Annotated in this window: 25 protein-coding genes, 1 tRNA gene and 2 pseudogenes; 1 reads left to right on the top strand and 27 read right to left on the bottom strand. The window is 31.8% G+C overall.

The annotated features are described in order from the left end of the window. Positions 1-99: 99 nt before the first annotated feature. The 7 genes and pseudogenes from ACREV6_RS06850 to ACREV6_RS06880 form a co-directional block, all read right to left on the bottom strand. A complete protein-coding gene (locus tag ACREV6_RS06850; protein WP_431577257.1) occupies positions 100-267 on the bottom strand; it encodes a hypothetical protein in 168 nt (55 codons plus the stop codon). A gap of 123 nt (positions 268-390) precedes the next feature. Next, complete coding sequence (locus tag ACREV6_RS06855; RefSeq protein ID WP_431577258.1) at positions 391-546, bottom strand: CD1375 family protein; 156 nt, start codon at positions 544-546, stop codon at positions 391-393. Position 547: 1 nt separating this feature from the next. Beyond that, the gene (locus ACREV6_RS06860; RefSeq protein ID WP_431577259.1) at positions 548-814 is read right to left on the bottom strand and encodes a hypothetical protein; all 267 of its coding nucleotides are present in this window, start codon (positions 812-814) and stop codon (positions 548-550) included. 15 nt (positions 815-829) lie between these two features. Continuing rightward, positions 830-1,618, bottom strand: coding sequence for a hypothetical protein (locus ACREV6_RS06865; RefSeq protein ID WP_431577260.1), 789 nt, complete (start codon positions 1,616-1,618; stop codon positions 830-832). A 235-nt stretch (positions 1,619-1,853) separates the two neighbouring features. After that, positions 1,854-2,924: a GNAT family N-acetyltransferase gene (locus ACREV6_RS06870; RefSeq protein WP_431577261.1), complete on the bottom strand. Its 1,071-nt coding sequence runs from the start codon at positions 2,922-2,924 to the stop codon at positions 1,854-1,856. A 198-nt stretch (positions 2,925-3,122) separates the two neighbouring features. Then, positions 3,123-3,308, bottom strand: a complete 186-nt coding sequence (locus ACREV6_RS06875) for a hypothetical protein (protein ID WP_431577262.1) — start codon at positions 3,306-3,308, stop codon at positions 3,123-3,125. 60 nt (positions 3,309-3,368) lie between these two features. Next, positions 3,369-3,431, bottom strand: a pseudogene (locus tag ACREV6_RS06880) (transposase); the annotation flags it as partial. A gap of 88 nt (positions 3,432-3,519) precedes the next feature. On the opposite strand from ACREV6_RS06880, the pseudogene ACREV6_RS06885 reads away from it, so the two are divergent. Next, positions 3,520-3,651 (top strand): annotated as a pseudogene (locus ACREV6_RS06885) (IS91 family transposase); the annotation flags it as partial. Between the two features lie 230 nt (positions 3,652-3,881). Here ACREV6_RS06885 and ACREV6_RS06890 read toward each other — a convergent pair. The 20 genes from ACREV6_RS06890 to ftsA form a co-directional block, all read right to left on the bottom strand. Continuing rightward, positions 3,882-3,957 (bottom strand) — tRNA-Pro (locus ACREV6_RS06890). A gap of 111 nt (positions 3,958-4,068) precedes the next feature. Continuing rightward, positions 4,069-5,547 (bottom strand): stage IV sporulation protein A, encoded by a 1,479-nt coding sequence (gene spoIVA / locus ACREV6_RS06895; protein WP_431577263.1) that lies wholly within the window; start codon positions 5,545-5,547, stop codon positions 4,069-4,071. A 160-nt stretch (positions 5,548-5,707) separates the two neighbouring features. Beyond that, positions 5,708-6,700 (bottom strand): NAD(P)H-dependent glycerol-3-phosphate dehydrogenase, encoded by a 993-nt coding sequence (locus tag ACREV6_RS06900; protein ID WP_431577264.1) that lies wholly within the window; start codon positions 6,698-6,700, stop codon positions 5,708-5,710. Between the two features lies 1 nt (position 6,701). Beyond that, positions 6,702-8,018: a ribosome biogenesis GTPase Der gene (gene der / locus ACREV6_RS06905; RefSeq protein ID WP_431577265.1), complete on the bottom strand. Its 1,317-nt coding sequence runs from the start codon at positions 8,016-8,018 to the stop codon at positions 6,702-6,704. Then, positions 8,018-9,355, bottom strand: a complete 1,338-nt coding sequence (locus tag ACREV6_RS06910) for a DUF512 domain-containing protein (protein WP_431577266.1) — start codon at positions 9,353-9,355, stop codon at positions 8,018-8,020. The genes der and ACREV6_RS06910 overlap by 1 nt, the downstream gene beginning before the upstream one ends. Positions 9,356-9,677: 322 nt before the next feature. Then, a complete protein-coding gene (locus ACREV6_RS06915) occupies positions 9,678-10,502 on the bottom strand; it encodes a substrate-binding domain-containing protein (protein WP_431577267.1) in 825 nt (274 codons plus the stop codon). Positions 10,503-10,568: 66 nt separating this feature from the next. Continuing rightward, positions 10,569-11,225, bottom strand: a complete 657-nt coding sequence (phoU, locus tag ACREV6_RS06920; protein WP_431577268.1) for a phosphate signaling complex protein PhoU — start codon at positions 11,223-11,225, stop codon at positions 10,569-10,571. Between the two features lie 23 nt (positions 11,226-11,248). Then, entirely contained in the window at positions 11,249-12,001 is a 753-nt protein-coding gene (gene pstB / locus ACREV6_RS06925) for a phosphate ABC transporter ATP-binding protein PstB (RefSeq protein WP_431577269.1), read from the bottom strand. A 13-nt stretch (positions 12,002-12,014) separates the two neighbouring features. Next, positions 12,015-12,902 (bottom strand): phosphate ABC transporter permease PstA, encoded by an 888-nt coding sequence (gene pstA, locus ACREV6_RS06930; protein WP_431577270.1) that lies wholly within the window; start codon positions 12,900-12,902, stop codon positions 12,015-12,017. After that, positions 12,902-13,813: a phosphate ABC transporter permease subunit PstC gene (gene pstC, locus ACREV6_RS06935; protein WP_431577271.1), complete on the bottom strand. Its 912-nt coding sequence runs from the start codon at positions 13,811-13,813 to the stop codon at positions 12,902-12,904. Before pstC ends, pstA begins: the two co-directional genes overlap by 1 nt. A gap of 203 nt (positions 13,814-14,016) precedes the next feature. Continuing rightward, entirely contained in the window at positions 14,017-14,913 is an 897-nt protein-coding gene (locus tag ACREV6_RS06940) for a phosphate ABC transporter substrate-binding protein (protein WP_431577272.1), read from the bottom strand. 172 nt (positions 14,914-15,085) lie between these two features. Continuing rightward, entirely contained in the window at positions 15,086-16,789 is a 1,704-nt protein-coding gene (gene pnpS / locus ACREV6_RS06945; protein ID WP_431577273.1) for a two-component system histidine kinase PnpS, read from the bottom strand. A 2-nt stretch (positions 16,790-16,791) separates the two neighbouring features. Continuing rightward, positions 16,792-17,487 carry a response regulator gene (locus tag ACREV6_RS06950; protein ID WP_431577274.1) on the bottom strand — a complete coding sequence of 232 codons (696 nt, stop codon included), beginning with the start codon at positions 17,485-17,487 and terminating at the stop codon, positions 16,792-16,794. 30 nt (positions 17,488-17,517) lie between these two features. After that, entirely contained in the window at positions 17,518-18,231 is a 714-nt protein-coding gene (gene pgeF, locus ACREV6_RS06955; protein WP_431577275.1) for a peptidoglycan editing factor PgeF, read from the bottom strand. A 74-nt stretch (positions 18,232-18,305) separates the two neighbouring features. Then, positions 18,306-18,761 (bottom strand): transcriptional regulator NrdR, encoded by a 456-nt coding sequence (nrdR, locus tag ACREV6_RS06960; protein ID WP_431577276.1) that lies wholly within the window; start codon positions 18,759-18,761, stop codon positions 18,306-18,308. 136 nt (positions 18,762-18,897) lie between these two features. After that, positions 18,898-19,146, bottom strand: coding sequence for a YlmC/YmxH family sporulation protein (locus ACREV6_RS06965; protein ID WP_431577297.1), 249 nt, complete (start codon positions 19,144-19,146; stop codon positions 18,898-18,900). Positions 19,147-19,411: 265 nt separating this feature from the next. Then, complete coding sequence (sigE, locus tag ACREV6_RS06970; RefSeq protein WP_431577277.1) at positions 19,412-20,119, bottom strand: RNA polymerase sporulation sigma factor SigE; 708 nt, start codon at positions 20,117-20,119, stop codon at positions 19,412-19,414. A 51-nt stretch (positions 20,120-20,170) separates the two neighbouring features. After that, entirely contained in the window at positions 20,171-20,980 is an 810-nt protein-coding gene (spoIIGA, locus tag ACREV6_RS06975; RefSeq protein ID WP_431577278.1) for a sigma-E processing peptidase SpoIIGA, read from the bottom strand. A 229-nt stretch (positions 20,981-21,209) separates the two neighbouring features. Then, positions 21,210-22,301, bottom strand: coding sequence for a cell division protein FtsZ (gene ftsZ / locus ACREV6_RS06980; protein WP_431577279.1), 1,092 nt, complete (start codon positions 22,299-22,301; stop codon positions 21,210-21,212). Positions 22,302-22,316: 15 nt separating this feature from the next. After that, positions 22,317-23,558: a cell division protein FtsA gene (gene ftsA, locus ACREV6_RS06985; RefSeq protein WP_431577280.1), complete on the bottom strand. Its 1,242-nt coding sequence runs from the start codon at positions 23,556-23,558 to the stop codon at positions 22,317-22,319. Positions 23,559-23,625: the final 67 nt, after the last annotated feature.

A 23,625-nucleotide genomic window follows, 5' to 3' on the forward strand; every position in this document is an offset into this window, starting at 1 on the left:
GTATAATATTTTTCTAAGTCGTCACAAGTAAAAACGACACAAACTTTTATTGTTTGTGGCGTCTAAGTAGAACACTACGTCATAATTTTAATGTGCCGATTATTTCCCCTTGTTTTTCTGCCTAAATCCGAGTGAACTAAATATTATGGTTAAACTTATATAACAAATCCCAAATGATTTTTTGTCGTTACTAAAATATATTATCGATGTAACTGCAAATACGATTCCTAAAATAAAATATATGTACTTGGCAGTATTTTTTTTCATAAACATTCTCCTCCTTAAAACTCTTTTAAGGTACAATATTTTACTGTTCCGAATTAATAATACCATAATTTATCATAAATATAAAGATTAGAGATATCCTAATCTTTATATCAGCTTAGTTTGCTAAATCGCAACAATTTCTCCTGTAGCTAAATATAAAGCAACACTGCCTCTATAATTTTCAGGAACTACCTTCTTTGTACTAGCTTCCACCGGTTCCAAATCCCACACATTTACCTTAACTAAATACCCATAAGCTTTTATTAAATAATCTTTCATGTTATTTTGCCTCCAATTCATTTATTTTTTGTGATAATTCTATTATAAGTTCAGCCATCTCAACCTTGGTTAAGTCAACTGCTTGGACTATTATTGGCTCTCTATGCTCACTAAATGTCTTAGTTTTCTCGTCATAATCCCAATCTTCTTCAATACCCTCATTACCAGTTATTTCTACCAAAACAATGTTTGGTGCAAACTCCGGCTTTGCTTCTGCTTCAAAAATCCAATGTGCTCTGCCATCTACTAGTTGCGCAAATTTTTTCATGCTGTAACCCCCTTATTAATTCCAAAGTATCGTCAATGCCCCATTCTTACCAGCTGACCCTCCTTGCCCACCGGTACCTCCTTGGCCTCCATTACTATTATAGGCAGCCATGCCAAGAGCCCCATGAACACCAAGAGCTCCAGGAACACCATAAACACTACTACCTGCGCCACCTTGTCCACCTGTACCTCCTTTGTCTGTGCCATTCCAACTATTACCACCTTGGCCTCCTTGACCGCCAACACCACCTGCGCCAACAGTTATTGTAATAATTTCACCCGGAGTAACCATTATAGGAGAACTAAATACCTTACCACCACAATATCCATAATTTCCGCCTGCCCCACCTACACCCTTGATACTATATACCGGTCCAGGTGTAGCTGTTCCACCTTCGCCACCTTGTCCTCCTTGTCCTCCATTACCGCCGCCAAGTCCATATTTAGACCAACCAATGGTACTATTCAGATTATCACTAGAAACGGACAGCAAGTCTCCAAAACTTGTTACCCCACCATAATTTTTGCCCCCTTGATACCCAGCCCAGCCTTCCCCACCTGGTATTCCAGAATAGGTAGTCCCTGTCCCTCCTTGGCCTCCTTGCCCTCCACTACTTCCATTTCCACCTGAAATTGCGGATATATGGACAACAAAAACTCCTTCTGGAACTTTCCACTGATATGTTCCAGGGGATATAAACGAGGCGCTCTTAACGTTACTCTTAACAGCGGCCAATATATTGTCAGCTGCAGTTTTAACTAAATCCAATGTTACCTTATCTGCAATAAAAATTTCTCCTGCCAATTATAAAACCTCCTTATAATATAATAATCCATTTAAAATACCTAGTTGATAATGTTTTGAAGTTCCAACATCCAACATTCTGTTAACATGCTTCGAGTTATCAGTCAAGTACGACGTAAAAACGCCGTAAAATTCCTGAATAATACAGCGTTTTATGGGATTATTCGGTCTTAATAGTTATGACGCTTAATAAGAAAAATATGCTGCAAATACAATATAGATTTGCCATTAGGCCTTAATCATCACAATGAATATTTTCATTTAAAAAATCAATCCAAGCTTTTTTAGTGAAGTTAGAACACATACCCTTTGTTTGAAGTGAAGTGATATAATTATTAAATTTTAAATAATTTATAGGTATGTTCTTCTGATTCATAGTTATCAGAACATTAATTGTTTTTTCAACATCATTAGATTTCACATAAGCCTCAACGCATTCATGTCGCAAACATTCTTCAGTTTTAGTTGCATCTTCTAAATATGCACCCCATTCCTGCCATTCAGATTCAGATAAGTCCTTTAAATTCTCAATTGGAGGATATGAAGTGAACGAATAATAATGATTATTATATTTAAATCCTAATTTTTCCGCAGTTGCCCTTGACCCTTTATTAGAATCTACACAAAGCCACTCAATTTTTTCGTATCCCTTAGTAAAACAATCTTTAATAGTTGCAGCTGCAGCTATTTTACCAAAACCATTTTTTCTATATCTTTCATCTGTGTGTATGCCAATTGCAATTGTCTTTTCAAAACTACAATCACTTAATGACCAACTCACAATTACCTTGTCATTACGTATTAAATACCCTGTGCCATATTTTTTGAAGCTTTCATCATCACCCCAATTTTCAGCCCATTCTAGTACTCCTTCTGAGTTTTCAAAGGAGTTTTCTCTTAAGAAAGATGTATCAACTTTTTCTAGTATATATCCTTCTTTTAAAGTGGCATCACAATCCACAAATCTATCACTAGATAACACATAATGCCTTCTTTTGTATTTTCTAATGAAATGATTTTTATGAATAGTTGGTATTTTCTCCATCCATTCACAAGAATCAGGAACTAATTGATCCCAAAAATCCAATTCTGAAGACACCTCTGAATTAAAAACTTCATCATTTGGACTACCAGCAATTAAATTACACTCACTAGTCTGTATCAATGTAGCCGTTGGATTATCAATGTTATTTACATATACCTCACCAGGATTTTCACCACTGATAACAGAAAATACCGACAGTTCATCATGAGATTTAACTAAATGGGCTATTTTCTTAAATTCTTTACTTTCTAATTTAATCATTTCATCTCTCCTCTAACTATCTTTTATTATAAATAATTTACTGTAAAATGCTTAATTCATCAAGGTAATAATAATAAATCTTTTTCCATTGTTACACTATATTTACAATACTTCAATGGAAAGCATTTTTATAATAAAACTTTCCCATTTTAATAGGCATTAAATTACAGTTGTGACACAAAATATAAAAAGCTTACATTAGTTACTGTTGCTTTTTAATTTCGCTGTGCTATAACTTAAAACAAATATATCAATAAGCATTATGCCACCTATGACTCTTATTGCAATATCAGAAAATGGTGATACAAACCGATTAATTCCCATACAGATTATTGTAATTATCATTAGAATTAAACTTATCATAAATACATTTTTGTTTTTCATTTACTCTTTTCCTCCTTATCAATAATAAAGGTATTTGTCGGGTAGGTAGGGAGCCTTACTGTTGCTTAATATTCCATAATGTCTAATCTTAACAAACTTCCTTGGTAAAACATGCATAAGATACCACTATTTATTTACATCTTAGGAGAGTAGATTTACTTAATATAAAGAACCCATTTGGATATACTCTTAGATAAAAAAGATGAACAAGATGATTGAGATTCAAGATATATTCAATCAATATGGTGATGAATATAGGAGATATCATAAGTTTCCTCTACATATTCTAAAAACTATGATTTCTATTGAAGCTTGTAGAACAGCTGAGCTTCATGGACATGTATGTAGATCCTAAAATTGTTTCCCAAAGACTTGGACATTCAAATATTAGTACTACATATGATATATATATGCTCACGTTACAAATGAGATTGAAAAAAAGCTGTTGATAAACTCGACACCCTATTTAAAACTAAATTTTAAGTCATGGCGTCAAACCGCCGCCAACTTTAGTTTTTACTTTTTATCATAAAAATAAAAAGCCCATAACCCATTGAGTTATAAGCATTTCTATGGTCTGAGTGACAAGAGTTGAACTTGCGACCTCATGAACCCCATTCATGCGCGCTACCAACTGCGCTACACCCAGTTAACAACTTATTATAGCATAAAATTTTACACTAATTCAACATTAAATTTAGCTTTGAGTTATAAGAAATGTTCCCTATAACTCAAAACTACTATATAATAAAAAATATTATTATAATATAATACATATTAAGCTGCCATTACCCTCATTTATTATTCTTTGTAGTGTCTTTTGAATTTTTACTTGAACATCTTCTGGCATCTTAAATAATTTATTTTGAAGACCTTCCTTAACCAATACTTCTAAAGATTTACCAAACATATTACTCTGCCAAATTTGAGATTTATCGTTCTCAAACTGTTCTAAAATCGAATTATAGAATTCTTCACTTTGCTTTTCTGTACCCATAATAGGAGATACTTCTGTAGTTATATCTGCCTTAATAAAGTGTAACGACGGCGCTGAAGCCTTTAATTTAACACCATATCTACCACCATGTTGCACTATTTCAGGTTCTTCTAATGTCATTTCTGAAAGCTGTGGTGCAACTAGTCCATAGCCTTTTTCCTTTACATCTCTTAGTGCATCTGCAATTTTATCATATTCCACTTTTGCTCTAGAGAATTCTCCCATTAATGATAATAGATCATTTTCACCTTTTATTTCACAATCACAAGTTTCACCTAGTATTTTATAAAACAATTCGTGTTTAGGAATTATATTAACTCTGGCAGTTCCCTCTCCCATATTCATTTCATCAAGTCTCGCAGAGTCTAAAAAGTCAACTTCTTTAAAGCTTAGTAGAGATTTATTTATATCTCTAACTTTAAAAATATCTTTGCACATATCTTTTAAGAACTTCATAAAATTAATTTTTACCCAATGCTTAGAACTTAAGTTTTCAATCCATTCAGGCATATCTATGTTAATTTCTTTAACTGGGAATTCTCTAAGAATTCTTTGGAATATATTAGCTATATCTTCCTCTTTCATATTTAGAACATCCATAACTTGAACTGGAACATCATATTTTTCTTCCAATTCTCTTGCTAAAGATTCTGTTTCAGGAGCAGCTGCGTTTTTAGAATTTAACACCACTATGAAAGGTTTATTAATGGCTTTAAGTTCATCAACTACTCTTTTTTCAGCCTCTAAATATTCTTCTCTTTCTATACCTGTTATAGAACCATCTGTAGTAATTAAAAGACCAATAGTTGAATGCTCATTTATTACTTTTTTCGTTCCAAGCTCTGCTGCTTCCTCAAATGGAATCTCATAGTCATACCAAGGAGTTGTAACCATTTTAGGTGTTTCCCCTTCTTCGTATCCTAGGGCTCCTTTAACAATATATCCAACACAATCAACCATTCTAACTTTGAATTTAGTACCACCGTCAAAATCAATTTCAACTGCTTCATTGGGTACAAATTTAGGTTCAGTAGTATGAATTGATTTTCCCGAACCGCTTTGAGGAAGTTCATCTTTTGCTCTTTCTTTTTTATGAGGATTGTCTATTCTAGGAATTACCATAAGCTCCATAAACCTTTTTATAAATGTTGATTTTCCAGTCCTTACTGGACCTACAACACCTACATAAATATCCCCTTGCGTTCTCTCTGCTATATCTTTGTATATATCAAAATTATCCAAGATATACCCTCCCAATAATTATTATTAACATTATAAATATATTTTAGAGAACAATAAATTATTACTACAGATTAAAAATATATAAAAAAAACCAATTTTCCATTAACTTCTTAACGAAAAATTGGGCTTTAATGCTATATATATATATTACATTATGTGGTTAAAACTCATCTTTTTTATTTCTTGACATAAGTTCGTGTACCCCATCATTAGGGTCTTTGCCTTCAAATAGTACTTTGTAAAGCACATCTGTAATAGGCATAGAAACTTGCGCTTTTTCTTTAAGTTCATAAAATGCTCTTGTGGCTTTTATACCCTCAACTACCATTCCTATTTCTTCGCATGCCGCATCCATTGAAATACCCTTCCCAATGGAAATGCCGGCTCTTCTATTCCTACTATGCATACTAGTGCAAGTTACGATAAGATCGCCCATGCCTGTTAATCCATAGAAAGTTTCAGTTTTGCCGCCAAGCACAGTGCCTATTTTTATAATTTCACTCATTCCTCTTGTCATAAGTGCAGCCTTAGAATTGTCACCATAGCCTATCCCATCTGATACGCCTGCAGCTAGTGCAATAATATTTTTAACTGCTCCGCCTATTTCTACTCCAATAATGTCTTCATTAGTGTAAACTCTAAATTTACTTGTCATAAATACATCTTGAACTATCTTTGCATACTCCATTTTTTTAGAGGTAACTACTACTGTCGTAGGTATATCTAAAGCAACCTCTTCTGCATGACTAGGACCTGAAAGTATTACTATGGGGTTACTCGGAATCTCTTCTTCTATAACCTGTGAAATCCTTTTTGATGAACCTTCTTCGATTCCTTTTGCAATGCTAACCACAATTTGATTTTGCTTTAAATGTGGTGCTATTTTCACACTTAAGTCTCTTATTGCATGTGATGGCACTGATAACACAATTATATCGCTATCACGTGTAGCCTTTTCTATATCAATGAATGCTGTTACTCCTGCTGGTATAATAACATTGGGTAAATATTTAACATTTTCTCTTTTGATGTTAATATCATCAATAACACTAAGTTTTCTATCCCATATGCTAACCTTCATTCCTTTTTTTGCAAGCATGATAGATAATGCAGTGCCGAAACTACCACCACCTAAAAAAGCAACTTTTAACATTCTATTCCTTCCTTTCCCTAAATATAAGTTTTATACCCGTTCCCATAAATTCAAAACTATTTCTCAATTGGTTTTCTAAATATCTTTCATAAGAGAAATGTAGTAAATTTTCATTATTTACAAAGAACACAAATGTTGGTGGTTTAGAAGCTACTTGAGTAACATAGAATATTTTTAATCTCTTATTTGCTACTGTTGGAGGTTCTTTCATTAGTACAGCCTTATTTACAACCTCATTAAGTATGCCTGTAGAAATTCTTTTCGAATAATTTTCATAACATTCTTTTACTGTTGAAAGTACCTTATGTACTCTTTGGCCTGTTTTTGCAGATATAAATAAATATGGTGCATATGCCATAAAGTTTAATCCTGCTTGTATTCTCTTTTTATACTCAATCATAGTTTTGTCATCTTTTTCAATAAGATCCCATTTATTTACTATTACTAAAATAGCTTTTTTCATCTCATGAGCATAGCCTATAATTTTCTCATCTTGATCACTTAATTCCTCTGTAGCAGTAATAATAAGTATAACTACATCTGCTCTTTCCACTGCTGCTAAGGATCTAATAACACTATATCTTTCAATTCCTTCTTCTACTTTGCTTTTTCTTCTTATTCCTGCAGTGTCTACAAGAATAAATTTCCCTTGTTCAGTTTCCAATTTACTATCAATTGCATCTCTAGTTGTACCTGCAATTTCAGTTACTATATTTCTTTCCTCCCCAAGCAATTTATTTATCAATGATGATTTACCAACATTTGGCTTACCTACCACTGCAACTTGAATATATTCTTCATCTTCTGTGTTTGAATAAATACTGTCAAAATGCGCTACTACTTCGTCTAACATATCTCCAAGTCCAAGGGCTTGAGTTGCCGAAATAGCAAAAGGAGTCCCTATACCTAAATTATAGAATTCAAAAGCATTTGCTTCTAGTGCAAGATGGTCTATTTTATTTACAACTAATACTATTGGTTTTTTGCTTTGTCTAAGCATTTGAGCAACTTCATTATCTGCACCTGTGAGGCCTTGCTTTCCGTCAACAATAAATATTATAACATCTGCTGTTTCTATAGCTATTTGTGCCTGTCTTCTCATTTGTGCTAAAATAATATCTTGACTTTCAATTTCAATACCACCTGTATCAATTAGTGTGAAATTGTGTCTAAGCCAATCTGCATCTGCATACACTCTGTCTCTTGTTACACCTGGTTTATCATCAACTATTGATATTCTTCTACCTGCTAACTTATTAAATAAGGTAGATTTACCTACATTAGGCCTTCCTACTATTGCTACTATTGGTTTTGCCATTATTCTGCCTCCCGACTATTTTGGTTTATTATATGGATTAAATCTTCTCCTGAATAATCACATATTAAAACTTTTATATTTAAACTTTTTTCTAAATCACTTACTGTAATATCATCTAAAAATACTTGCTGATCATAATCCCCTAATTCATATCCACTTTTTAACATATTGCTGGGAATTATTATATAATCCCCTAGTTTTTCGTCCTTTAGCTGATTAATTATGTCTTTCCCCGTTAAAAGACCTGCTACTGTAATAGTTTCTCCAAAAAAATCATTTACTATTTTTTTAACATTAATAATAATGTTGTTATTAGTTGTAGTGATCTTCTCAGCTATCTTTAGTATTTCTGCATAGGCTGATTGCCCTGTTATAAATGTAAAATTTCCACTGTGATTTAGCAAAAGGTCTGCTATATCTTCATCAATAACGTTTCTAAGCATCCTTATCATACCAATTCCATCTTCTAACTGATCATAACCATCATAGAAATCTTCCTCTGGAACATCAATGCCCGCCGTAACATAGAATTCATCAGACAACCTTACAAAAGGTGAGCCGATTTCCTTAGTGTATTTTTCTTGTAATTCTTTTACGCATTCAATTTCTTGCGTTGCAGTCTTTTTATCATACAAGGTCAAATTAAATAAGCCTTCTCTATACTTAGTTATCCCAACAGGTACAACCGCTAAATTTTCAATGCTTGGGTAAAGTTTATATAAATCCTCAATGGTTTTTATAAGTTCAGGTCCGTTATTAATACCAGGACACGAAACCACTTGACAATTAATTTTAATAGAGGCTTCAGCCAGTCTCTTTAACCTATTATAAACATCTCCAGCAAATTTATTGTTTAACATTATCTTTCTAAGCTCTGCATCAGTAGTGTGAACTGATACATTAATAGGACTTATCTTATATCGAATTATTCTGTCGATGTCCTCTTCCTTCATATTAGTTAATGTTACAAAATTACCTTGGAAAAAGGATAATCTTGAATCATCATCTTTAAAATATAACGTTTCTCTCATTCCTTCTGGCAATTGATCAATAAAACAGAATATACATTTATTATGACAACTCTTTGGCTTATCCAAAATGGCATCAACAAATTGAATTCCTAAATCTTCATCATATTCCTTTTCAACTTCAATATCCCAAACTTCACCGTCAGCTTTTTCAATCTCAATTGATATAAGCTCATCTGTAATTAAAAATTTGTAATCTATAATATCTATTACAGCATTGCCATTTATACTAATTAATCTATCTCCCACTTCTAACTCAATTTCTTCTGCAATACTTCCTGGAAGTATCTTAGCTATCTGATTTTTCATTTTTACCTCCTGTTTAACAATAACCTTTCATTTAAAAGGCTTTATGAGGAATTAGAAATATTATACTAAAATTAAATATCTTTTTTAAAATATATAGTACTAGATATTTAATTTATAATAAGCAATTAATTTAATAATAAATTATAGCATTCCATTAAGTTATATTACATGAATTCAATATTTAAGTCAACGTTATTAGTCTTTAAAAGAAGAAAAAGTGCATATATCGCAAATTTTGCGCTTTTTCACGTACTCCTACTAGAAAATTTGTGATTAATAAATACTTTACTACAGAATAAAAATACCTCCTAAGAAGGAGGTACTAAAATGCTTCTATGCAATATTTTCTTATAATCTTTTTACAATCTTCGCTTTTAAAATACTGAAAAAGCTCCTTTAGACTATCTTTTTTTTCTTTGGTGTAATACATTTGTATTGGAAATCTTAAAGAATACAGTTTATTCTTTAAATTTGAGGCCGTAATTTCAATGCCATTTAATTTTAAAAACACACTCTCTTTATTATACCACTGTCCAGGCATAAAACCTATAGCATTTTTATTCTGAGCAACAAAATTTTTCATTTCTTCTACACTTCCTACATACTGCGTATTACTGCTCATTTGTTCTTTTACAGGAGTATCCATTATTTTTATATCAAATTCATACTGAACTGAATTCATGATGCTTTTAAAAGCTACAGGGACTATTGCATTTGATTCACCCTTTAATTTTCCCCAGTTTACTATATTTCCAGTGTATATTTTTTTCAAGTCGGAAGTTCCCAGACTATTTAGTTTATTACTGTTGTTAACAATAATGCCAATACCATCATAAGCTAGCATTTCAGAGTCAATTTGCTTATTGTCTGACTGAACATATCCAATTAATATATCTACTTCAAAATTTTTCAGTTTATTAAAAGCACTTTCTCTGTCAACGGATTCCACAGTAACTACAGGATCATTATTTAAATTATAATCCCGTACTAAGTCATTTACCATGGGGAAAACTGTGTCCTCACAAATTATTTTAATGCTTTTAGGTTGCTGGTCTTTGGTTTCTGTATCTTTTTTGCATCCTGCACTTAACATTACAATTATAATACTAAAGATTATCCAAAGTGTTTTTAATTTTTTTCTCTTCATAATCACTACTCCACTACAATATTTTAATATTTATTGTAATTGTAGTTTCTGTATTTCAAGTAAAAACTATTCGTTTAAATTAACTTTTTCTCCGGTAACTAAATAAATTGTCCATTCACATATGTTTGTAGTATGATCAGCAATTCTTTCTAGCCACTTGCAAATAAATAAAAATTGAGTAGCTTGATTTACTGTGTCTTGATTTTTAAACATTAATTGTAAAAGTTCTGTAAATACTTCTTTATATATATCGTCTACTTGATCATCTCGTTTGCAAACTTCATATGCCTTTTCAACATCTCCCGCCACGTAAGCGTCTAAGGAATCCTTTATCATGAGTATTACTATTTCAGCCATTCTAGGTATATCTATTAGCTGTTTTATATACTTTTCATCTTTTAATCTTACTGTAATTTTAGCAACATCAACAGCATAATCAGCCATTCTCTCAAGATCCGTTACTATTTTGGTTGTAGTAAAAATGTTTCTTAAATCTATGGCTAAAGGTTGCTGCATGGCGATTAATCTTATTGCCTTGTCTTCTATTTCTCGTTCAAGTGCATCAACTATGTCATCATTGCTCATTATTCTTTCAGCCTTTTCAGAGTTTTGAGTAACTAAGGCATCGATACAGTCATGAATTTGTTTTTCCACCATACTTCCCATTCTAATTAAATCATTATGAAGCTCTTCAAGACTGGCCTCAAATACTTTTCTTGCCATATTATCACCTTCCTTCTTATATTTTAACCAAATCTTCCTGTAATATAATCCTCTGTTCTTTTATCTTGAGGTTTATAAAATATATTTTCTGTTTTCCCATTCTCAACTATTTCTCCATTGAGAAAAAATGCGGTATAATCAGATATTCTACCTGCTTGTTGCATGTTATGCGTAACAATTATAACTGTGTACTTCTTTTTAAGCACATCCATTAATTCTTCAATCTTTAATGTAGAAATAGGGTCTAAGGCAGAGGTGGGTTCATCCATTAATAAAACTTCAGGCTGCACCGCTAAAGTCCTAGCTATACATAGACGTTGTTGCTGTCCACCAGATAACCCTAATGCACTCTTTTTAAGCCTGTCTTTTACTTCATCCCAAAGGGCAGCACCCTTTAAACTCTCCTCTACAATTTCATCAAGTTCTTTTTTATTAGTTAGGCCGTGAATTTTAGGACCATAAGCTACATTATCGTATATTGACATAGGGAAAGGATTAGGTTTTTGAAATACCATTCCTACTTTTTTCCTTAAATCTATAACATCATAATCTGGACTGTATATATTTTTATTTTCATATAAAACTTCTCCATTTATTTTAACAGAATCTATTAAATCATTCATTCTGTTAATAGTACGTAAAAATGTTGATTTACCGCAACCTGATGGTCCTATAAGCGCAGTAACTGAATTTTTCTCTATATTAATATTTACGTTTTTAAGTGCTTGAACATTTCCATAATATAGATTTAAATTCTTTGCTATAACTATTCCCATTTTGCTTCCCTCCCTATTTACTTCCTGTATGAGATTCATATATTTTTTTTCCGATTATTCTTGCAGATAGATTAAATATAAGCACTGCTATTATTAAAACTGCTGAAGCTCCATTTGCTATCTTAGCAGCATCAGGCACCATTCCTTCAGAATTCAGCTTCCATATGTAGACAGACAAAGTTTCAGCTGGCCTTAATAAACTATAAGCTGAAGCTTTACTGGTTAAGCTTATATTAGTAAAATTCAAAGTTGGCGCACTCATACCTGCAGTATATAGTAGTGCTGCTGCTTCTCCAAATATTCTTCCTGCTGCTAGTATTACACCTGTTAGAATTTGAGGCATTGCAGAGGGTAATACAACATTTTTAATAGTCTGCCATCTTGTAGCACCTAAACCTAAACTAGCTTCTTTAACACCAAATGAGGCTGCTTTAATAGCATTTTCACAAACTCTAGTCATACCCGGTAAATTTATTATAGTTATTGCGAGTGCTCCAGCAATAAGCGAATATCCCCATTTTGTCATGTTAACAAAAACTAATAATCCAAATAAGCCAACTACTATAGACGGTAGGGATGCCATAGTTTCAATACTTAATCTAATAATATTTAATAGCTTGCCCTCTTTTGCATATTCAGCTAAATATATGCCAGCCCCTACACCTAACGGTACTGTAATTATAAGAGTTACTAGGAGCAGATGTATTGAATTATATAATTGACGTCCAATCCCTCCACCGGCTTCGCCGATTTTTGGTTCACCAAATAAAAATTTCAAATTCAAGGATTGTCTTCCATTATAAATTATATATCCTATGAGGCTTATTAGCAAAAGAATTACTAAAGCAGAAATTACATATAAAACTATAGTTGCTATTTTATCTTTAACTTTAGCATTCATTATATTTCACCTCTTTTTCCAAGTTTTCTAATTATAAGTATAAATACAAAGGATATTATTAGTAATAATAGTGCCATTGACCATAATGCATCATTCCATGCTGTGCCATAGATTGTATTTGCCATATCCATGGTTAATATGCTTGTTAATGTAGCTGTGGTTCCAAGTAAACCCTTAGGGAAGGTAACTGAGTTTCCTATAACCATTTGAACTGCCAGTGCTTCTCCAAAGGCTCTTGAAACTCCGAGGACTATGCTTGTTAATATTCCACTTTTAGCAGCTGGAATAATTACTCTAATTATAGTTTGCCATCTAGTTGCTCCAAGTCCATAGGATGCTTCTATATAATCTTTAGGTATAGTTTTTATAGCATCTGAAGAAATACTTGTTATTGTTGGTAAAATCATTACGCTAATAACTAATACTCCTGCAAGTAGACTAAACCCTATTCCTCCAAAAAAAATCTTAATAATAGGTACTAATACACTTACGCCTATCCAACCATAAACAACTGAGGGTATTCCCACAAATAACTCAACGGCAGGCTGAATAACTTTTGTGCCGAGTTTTGGAGAAATTACATTCATAAATACAGCTAGTGCTACCCCTATTGGTGCACTTACTAGCACCGCAAGGAAAGACACTACTGTTGACCCAAGAATAAATATCAAAGTTCCAAATTGAGGAGTTAAAGAGTCTCCGCTCCCCTCTGGATTCCAATTACCTGAGAAGATAAACTGAAATATTGAATATCCATGTTTTATAAAGGTATTTAAGCCTTTAGTAGTTAGGAATAATATAATTGAAAAAGTAAGAATGACTATAATCGCACCACAAAATATTGCAAAACCGCGTCCTAAATATTCATTTTTAAGTTTTAAAAGCATTGATTTCCTATCATTTTTTTTCATATATTTTACCTCGAAAAATTTATTTTAACCACATTTTAGAAGGAAAGTCCGCCATCTTGCATAAATGAGAACTTACTACCCTAGTAAAAAGAAAACTTCGGTAGAGGGGTATAAATCTCCTTCTAAGATCGTTAATAGGACAAGCACCGAAGGTTATAATTTAATGCAAATAAAGACTGGTATTAACCAGCCTTTTGAGAACATTAATCTCTTTTAGCCTTCATATCTGCCATCGGAATATATCCCATTTTCTTTATTCCGGCTTTCATTTCATCGCTTACCATATAGTCCAAGAACGCTTTTGTTATTTCTGTAGGTTCGCCTTTAGTATACATGTGCTCATATGCCCAAATTTTATATTTATCTGTGCTTATGTTTTCTGCAGTTGCAGAAACGCCATCAATTTTTAATATATTTAAGCCTTCTTTATTAGCTGCATCAGCAAAGTAGGATAATGCTAAGTAACTAATTGCTCCATCTGTTTGTTTAACTGCTTGCTTAACAGCTCCACTTGAATCTTGAGTTAAGCCAGCTACTTCTTCTGTGCCGGCTAATCCAAATTGTTTAAATGTTGCTCTAGTTCCTGATGATGCTGGTCTATTTATAACTGTAACTGCTATATCAGCTCCGCCAACTTCTTTCCAGTTTTTTATCTTTCCTGTAAATATATCTAGTAATTGCTTCTTTGTTAATGATTCTACTTTAGCTTTTGGGTTTGTTACTGCTGCAATTCCTATAACACATACTTTATGATCTTTTAATGCAGCTGCGTCAATTCCTGCTTTGTCTTTTGCATATATATCTGAATTTCCTATTTCTACACTACCTTCTAATACTAATTTAAGTCCTGTGCCACTGCCACCGCCTTGAACATTTACCGTTGCTCCTGGGTTTTTATCTAGGAAACTTTTAGCACCGAGTTCAGCTAAAGGCTGAAGTGCAGTTGATCCTGCTGCAGTTATAGAACCTGATAATTCAGTTTTTTTAGTTTCAGGTGTGGTTTTAGCTGCTTGATCTTTACTTGAACAACCCGTGAAAATTGCTGCTGTCATTGCAACTGCTAGTACTGCTATTACTAACTTTAAATTATTTCTTTTCATTAATAATTCCCCCGTTCACTTATTTAAATTGTTTAATTAGCTAGCTACTCATTACACTCTCAATAGTATACCCTGAAAGTTAATTTTGTATTATGACAAAGTTAACTAAAGTTTAGCTCATGTTAATTAAACTTAACAATGGAGGAGATTTTTATTATTAATACAGTAAGTCTTATTCACAGTACTTAATTTCAACTATGAATTTACTACCTTTCCCTAACTCACTTTCCACAAATATTTTTCCGTTAAATTGAAGTACTATATGTTTAACAATAGCAAGTCCAAGGCCTGTGCCACCGTTTGACCTAGAACGAGCCTTATCCACTCTGTAAAATCTTTCGAAAATACGAGGAATTTGTTTTTTAGCTATTCCAACCCCAGTATCCTCAACCCATAGAATAAATCTATCATCGTAGCTCTCTGTTCCAATGCAAACACTATCACCTATTTCTGAGTAGTTTATTGCATTACCTACTAAGTTAATTAACATTTGTTTAAACCTATCAGCATCACCCAATAATGTTTTTATGCTCTGCTGCTCAATTGATAACTGGATTCCTTTTACATCTGCAGTGTTTTTCATTAGATTGTAGACGTCACTTACAATTTTATTAACATCAATTTTTTCTTTTTTAACTGCCTTTTGTTGTTCTATATGTGAAAGTGTTAAAATGTCTGTAATTAATCTAGTTAATCTTTCAGCTTCCTCATTGATTATATTTAAAAACTTTTCCTTTGTGTCTGCATCATCCACATATTTTAGGGTTTCTGCAAAGCCTTTAATAGACGTTAGAGGAGTTTTAAGTTCATGGGAGACATTAGCAACAAACTGCGTTCTCATTTTCTCTAATTTTTTCACTTCTGTAATGTCTTGAACCACAGCCACAGTTCCTATATGCTCACTTCTGTTGATTATATCTGCAGTTTTTATTCTGAGTTCTCTTTCTTGTGGCCAAACTATCTTTATTTCTTTATAATCATTATCACTTTGCTGGAAAATATCTTCTAATTCAAACTCTCTTATATTATCCAGAAGGTTTTGTCCTATAATATCTTTAGTGATTCCAAATATTTTTTTAGCATAGGGATTAATCATTATCACTTTATTTTTTCTATCAACAGCAATGACTCCGCTGTCCATACTTTGCAGAATAGCCTCTAGTCTGTTTTGCTTGTCTGTAACCTCATTTAAAGTAAATTCTAGTTTATCCGCCATCTCATTAAAATTCTTTGCTAGTTGCCCTATTTCACCATCTGATAATATCCTGGCGCGTCTACTAAATTCCCCTTTACTAATTCTTGAAGTAATAAAATTTAAGTCTGTAATGGGTTTTACTATAATATAGGATAGTTTTAGAGAAAACCAAATTGACATTACCGCGCAAAATAATATAGCTAATATATAAAACTTAAAATATTTACTACCTAGACCATTTACAATTTCAAGAGGCATAGAACTTCTAATAATAAGCCCCTCACCAAAAACCGTAGCAAAATACATCATATTTTTCTCAGTAGATGTACTATATCTCATTGAAAATCCACTGCCACTTTTTCTTGCCTCTATTAATTCTTGCCTATCATTGTGATTAACCATAGTTTCCGCATTTGCAGCTGAATCATAAATAACTTTACCCTTCTTATCTATGTAAGTTACTCTTAACTCCGAATGCCCTAAGTTTTCCACGAAAAATTTCTCTTGGTCTCTTAAATTATCACTTTGCAATAAGCTAATTATCATATTATTATTTATTTGAAGTTTATCTTTTAGATTTTGTTGATATTCATAGTTAAAAATAGATACAAATATAACAGTTACTACTGCAAATATAAAAATCACAGTACTGAGCAGATATACAACTAATTTTTTTTTCATAATTAATCACCAAAATTAAATCTATATCCTATACCCCTAATAGTTTGGATATACGCTGGATTTTTATCATCCTCTTCAATCTTTTGTCTTAGATGTCTTATATGAACGTCTACAGTTCTTGTTTCTCCTAAGTATTCATAACCCCATATTTTGTCTAGTAGGAAGTCTCTTGTCATAACTCTACCTTTATTTTTTATTAAGATTTCCAATAACTCAAATTCCTTTAAGGTTAAATCAATTTTACTTTCACTTTTAATGACCTCGTGCTTACCGAAGTCAATAGCCAAATTACCAATATTAAAAGTCTTTTCAACTAGCTGCATATTTGTTCTTCTAAGTATAGCTTTAATCCGTGCAACTAACTCCCTTACTGAAAATGGCTTTGTAATATAATCATCTGCACCTAGTTCAAGTCCTATTATTTTGTCTATTTCTTCTCCTTTGGCTGTTATCATTATTATTGGCATATTTGCCATAGCCGAGTCTTTCCTAATCTCCTTGCACACATCTAAGCCATCCATTCCAGGTAACATTAAATCTAGTAACATCAATTGTGGCAATTGTTCTTTAACAAGCTTTATAGCCTCTATACCATCGCCCGCACATATAACCTTATATCCGCTTTTCTCAAGATTAAATCTAATTAACTCCTGTATATGTTCTTCATCATCCACCACTAATATTTTTTCTCCAGCCATGTTAATCCCTCCGTATTTATCCTACTTAATTTATTGTGTTAAATATACAAAAGAAAACATCCTCCCTAGTTTGTTTTCACTATTTCTATAGGAATATAATTCATATTTTTTATTACAGGCAGTACAAGTATTGGTAGTAGTAATATTTTCTTCTTTAATTCCCTTTTGCAAAAGTTGTTCCAAAATACACTTTTCTAAATCCAATTTATTATTACTACTAATTTTAATATTACTATAAATAGCTTCACTAGTAAACTCTTCTATAAGTTCCCTGCTAACTTCATAGCAGCAACCACCAATATGTGGACCAATGTATACCCTAATGTCCTTAGCCCTTGAGCCATAATTTTGTTCTAGTTTTTCAATAGTTTTACTTACGATTAATGCTTTTGTGCCTTTCCACCCACTATGTACTGAGGCTATTACTCTTTTTTTAGTGTCTACCAAAATTACTGGAACACAATCTGCTGTAAACACACCTATAGCTGTTTGAGTCCTATCTGTTATTAGTGCATCTCCATTATGTATATTTCCATCAAAATTTAAAATTATGTCACTGTGTATTTGATTTAAATAGCCAATAACTTTTAATTTATAATGTGCCTTAATTTTTTCTAAATTTAGTAACCCTTCCTCAGTATTTTTATTAAAGTCTAGCTCATCCTTTGCTGTAGAAAACAAAATCACTGCATTCTCATATTGGAACTTTATAAATTCATAATTATTAACAGTTTCAATTTTCATTAATTCACCTCATTTATAATACATACAATGTAAATATTTTAATTTTCAAAAACACAAAATGCCTAAGGGTATTTTTATTCCTTAGACATTAATTTTCTTATTTCTTCCATAAACGTATTTATATCTTTAAATTGCCTATAAACTGAAGCAAATCTCACATAAGAAACCTCATCTACATTTTTTAGTATACTCATAATAATTTCTCCTATATAATCAGATTTTACTTCTGTAAGCATTTCATTATTCAACTGTTTTTCTACCTCATCACAAATGGCTTCAATTTGCATTCTTGATACTGGCCTCTTTTGACAGGCCTTCATAAGGCCATTTATTATTTTTGTTCTGTCAAAATATTCTCTATTAGAATCCTTTTTTATTACTAAAATAGGTATATCATCCACTTTTTCATAAGTAGTATATCGCTTAAAACAACTCAGACACTCACGTCTTCTTCTAGTTGCAATATTATCCTCTGTTGATCTAGAATCAACTACTTTACTTTCTTCACAGCTACAATATGGACACTTCAATATTCTTCACGCCCTTTTCCTTCTTTAGTTAACAAATATACTAACATTATACACTTTTTCTTATAAATTAAAAAGGTTAGGCACATAAAAACAAATAGCAAGTGCAATGACTTGTTATTTGTTTTTATGTGCCACCTTATTCATTTTCTATATTTATATCACTTCCATCTACAAGAATAACGTCCACGCCAATTTTTTTCACCTTTTCCCAAGGTATCTCTATACTATTATTTTTATTGAACCAAGATGATTTTTGAGTTGGAAGTAATATTGAAATTATTCTATATTCTTCACAATTGACTTTTAGGTCTTTGATATATCCCATTTTAGAACCTGAATTTATATCTATAATTTCCATCTGTCTTAAGTTATTTATGGCAAACATTAAGCTATCCACTTTATTCCCCCCCATAAGATTTGTAAAACACCTAGTCACGTGCACTAATCTATTTTTAAAAATGCCTTACACTTTATATTATTTATATTCATTAGTTATTAAAAATATTATTTATAATTAAAACATTTTAAAATTTCTTAGAATATGACATATGAAAATAGGAACTTTTAATCATAATTTAAAATTAGATTGCAAAAAGGTCCCACTTGGGAACCTTATACATAATGGTTTAATTTTTATACTAAAGAGAACCTTACACCATTTTATTAATTTCTTTTTTTAATCTTTTTATAATTCTTTTTTCAAGTCTTGAAATATAAGATTGTGATATTCCAAGTATATCAGCCACTTCCTTTTGTGTTTTTTCTGTAGTTCCATTTAATCCAAATCTTAGTTGCACAATTTCTTTTTCTCTTGCACTTAAACGTTGCATAGCAAGCCAAAGTAATTGTTTATCTACATCATCTTCAATAATATTGTAAACCACATCATTCTCTGTGCCAAGAATGTCGGAAAGTAATAATTCATTACCATCCCAATCAACATTTAGAGGCTCATAAAAAGAAATTTCCGTTTTAATTTTACTATTCCGCCTAAGATACATTAAAATTTCATTTTCAATACATCTTGAAGCGTATGTAGCTAGCTTGATTTTTTTTTCAGGGTCAAAAGTATTAACTGCTTTGATAAGCCCTATGGTTCCTACAGAAATTAAGTCTTCAACATTTACACCTGTATTTTCAAACTTCCTAGCTATATATACTACTAGTCTTAAATTTCTTTCGATTAAGGTGGCTCTCACCTTTTTATCTCCTGTATCTAATCTGACTACTAGTTCATCCTCTTCATCCTTAGTTAAAGGAGGCGGTAGTGCATCATTCCCCCCTATATAAAACAAATTTTTTGAAAATACTTTGAACTTAACAATCAACTTGTTTAACACTACTTTAAAATTAAACATAATGTCCTCCTCTTTCTATTATTTGTAAACAATGATTATTGTTATATGAACCTATAAACTGAGTATACCTCTAGACATAAGCCCGTTATAATCATTATCTTTGCTTAATTTATACTCGCAAAAGGCTATAATTACATCTCTTGTTTCAATGTTTTTTTTATCAATATGAATATTAATATACTCTGGTTTAAACCCTACAAGCCTACCCTTTGTACCATTAAGTACAGTATATGGAATGTAATAAGTATTGTTTTTTTTCAGCATTACCTCACTTAAAATATCCCTTTCAACAATTAACACTGGCAAATTAGTAGCAGGCTCCCGAAGCTCATTTCCTGTATCTAAAAATGCCACAATAGTTTTTTTATAACTTTTATTAACTATATCAACAGTGTATATAAGTGTTAATATTTTTTTTCTATCCCCTATAAAAATTATGATCCTGTATATCAATATATAAATTATCATTACTGAAAGAAGTAATTTTTCATAAGGAAAATTTATTATAATTATATTAAATGACATATTATCACTATTACTTATTTGAATAAATAAACACATCCCAGCTAAAAGAATTGAATATAATATAAATACTAAACAAGCCTTAATGTTGAATAAAAATTTTTTTTCTCTAAAAACAATTAAAATCATTGCAATGACTATTAATATTTTAAAAGGTATATATGACAAGTATTTAAGCTTTGGGTACACTACTGTTAAAACATATAAGCTACCCACAAAACTTGATAGGCACATCCACATAAGATTTACTCTTTTTCTTAATGTTTGAACAGTAACATGCAATATGAATAGATTAACTATAAAATTTACTAATATAAGAACATCTACATATACTATCACTCGTCCTTCCTCCTTTAAAAACATTATATAACTTATACAATCAAAATTTTGTCATTTTTTACCACATTTATAAATTTTATTCTTTTATAAACCGTCATCAATTCCCATATTTTGTTTCAAACGCAAATAAAGCGCCTTTCGGCACTTTATTATTTGTTAATTAAATTTAAATAAATCACAAGCCAGTAGACTTGTCTATTCTAGACTAGTCTATTTAATAAAATATAGTTTACTTACTTTGTCTTCTTAAAAAAGCTGGAATTTCCAAATCAGAACTTTCATAATCTTTAGTATAGGCAGCTTCTTCGATAGGTTTAACAAATTCTTTTTCTTTAGTCTTTGGTACAGTTTTATTTTTTAAGATTTGTTCATTTTCAAAGCCAGTTGCTATAACTGTTATTCTTATTTCATCTTTTAGATTTTCATCTATAACTGCACCAAATATAATATTAGCATCTGGATCTGCAGCTCCTTGAACAATTTCCGCAGCTTCATTTATTTCAAGGAGTCCTAAATCAGTTCCACCAGTAATATTTAAAAGTACACCAGTAGCACCAACTATAGAAGTTTCGAGTAATGGGCTTGAAATAGCTTGCTTTGCTGCTTCTTGGGATCTATTATCACCTGAGGCTCTACCAACACCCATATGTGCAAGACCTTTTGCAAGCATAATTGTTCTTACATCTGCAAAATCTAGATTTACAAGACCGGGTATAGTAATTAAGTCAGATATACCTTGTATACCTTGTCTTAAAACATCATCTGCCATTTTGAAAGAGTCCATCAATGTAGTTTTCTTATCTACCATGGTTAATAATCTTTCATTTGGAATTGTCACCAAAGTATCTACCGTTTCTTTAAGAGTTTTTATTCCTATTTCAGCATTAATCATTCTTTTTCTGCCCTCAAAAGGAAATGGCTTTGTTACAACTCCTACAGTCAGTATTCCCATAGATTTAGCAATTTCTGCAACCACAGGTGCAGCTCCAGTACCAGTACCGCCCCCCATACCTGCAGTAATAAACACCATATCTGCGCCTTTTATAGCTTGGGATATCTCATCTCTGCTTTCTTCTGCTGCTTTCATACCAATCTCTGGATTGGCTCCTGCTCCTAGCCCCTTAGTTAGTTTATCTCCAATTTGAATTTTTTGTACCGCCTGAGAAAGAATTAAAGCTTGTTTATCTGTATTTATAGCTATAAACTCTACGTTTTTAAGTCCCTCCATAATCATTCTGTTTATAGCGTTATTTCCTCCGCCACCACACCCAATTACTTTTATCTGAGCAAATTCTTGAACATCAACATCAAAATCTAGCACAACACTACCTCCTTATTAGAAAAAGTCTGCAAAAAACCCTTTGATTTTTGCTGCAAAATCGTTTTTCCCACTTTTATTTTGTTTTTTTGACCATTTACTTTCATCTATTTCTTCAGAAAAACTGTTGCTAGTTTTAAGATTATTAACAGCTTGTACAACTATTCCAACTGCTGTAACATATATAGGGCTAGCCGCTCCCACATAATCTGGAGAACCTATTCTCACTGACTTATTGAATATCTCTTTACTTAACTCAGTGGTGCCTCTAAATAAAGAGATACCTCCACCAACTATAACTACACCAGAAATTTCTTTATAAAATCCACTATTTAATAAGTTGCTTTTAATTAAATTTAATAATTCTTCTACTCTAGCCTCAATTATATCAATTAATAAGTTATTATCAATATCCGTAAAATTATCATAAGAATCTTTAACTCTGATTTTCTCTACATCGGTTTCTTTACCTTTAACTAAACTTCCATATTTAAGCTTTAATCTTTCACCTTCGCTAAATGGAACCTTAAGACAAACCGCTATATCATTGGTTATGTTATTTCCACCTAATTGAAGAATAGAAGTATATTTTAATTTTGAACCCTTGTATATTGAGATATCAATGGTCTCTGCTCCAACATCTACGATTGCTATACCCATATCTTTCTCTTCTCTTCGTAGCACAGCTTCTGAAATAGCTGATGGTTGAAGTACTATCCCATTAACTTTAATTCCAGCACGTTTCACACTTTTCAACAAATTACTAACTACGGTAGATTGTGCCATGACTACTTGTGCTTCAACTTCTAGTCTTACTCCACTCATTCCTATTGGGTCTTTGATATTGTCATATCCATCAACAATATATTGTTCAGGTTCAACCCCAACTATTTCTTTATCGGATGGAACTGATATAAGTTTAGCCGCTTCAATTACTCTGTCCACATCAGATTGTTTAACTTCTCTGTCTTCAGAAGATATTGCAATCATTCCAGTATTTCTTACTAGTTCACAAATTCCTCCAGGTAGTGATATATATCCTTCACTTATTTGTATATCTGTCATACGCTCTAATTGTGTGATACATTGCTTTATAGCTTCAGCTGTACTATCAATATCAATTACAACTGATTTATTTAAACCACTACATACCACTGATGTAATGCCTATAATCTGAAGTTTTCCATTGCTAGCAATCTTACCAACTGCTCCGCATATTTTCGATGACCCTAAATCGATTCCTACTATATGTTCATTCATTAAGTTTATCCCCCCTCATAAGAGAAACCTCAAGTGTATATATTCAACAAAAAAATAAATTTTCCTC

It is taken from the genome of Clostridium sp. (assembly GCF_050717515.1).
Classification (GTDB): domain Bacteria; phylum Bacillota; class Clostridia; order Clostridiales; family Clostridiaceae; genus Clostridium_AD.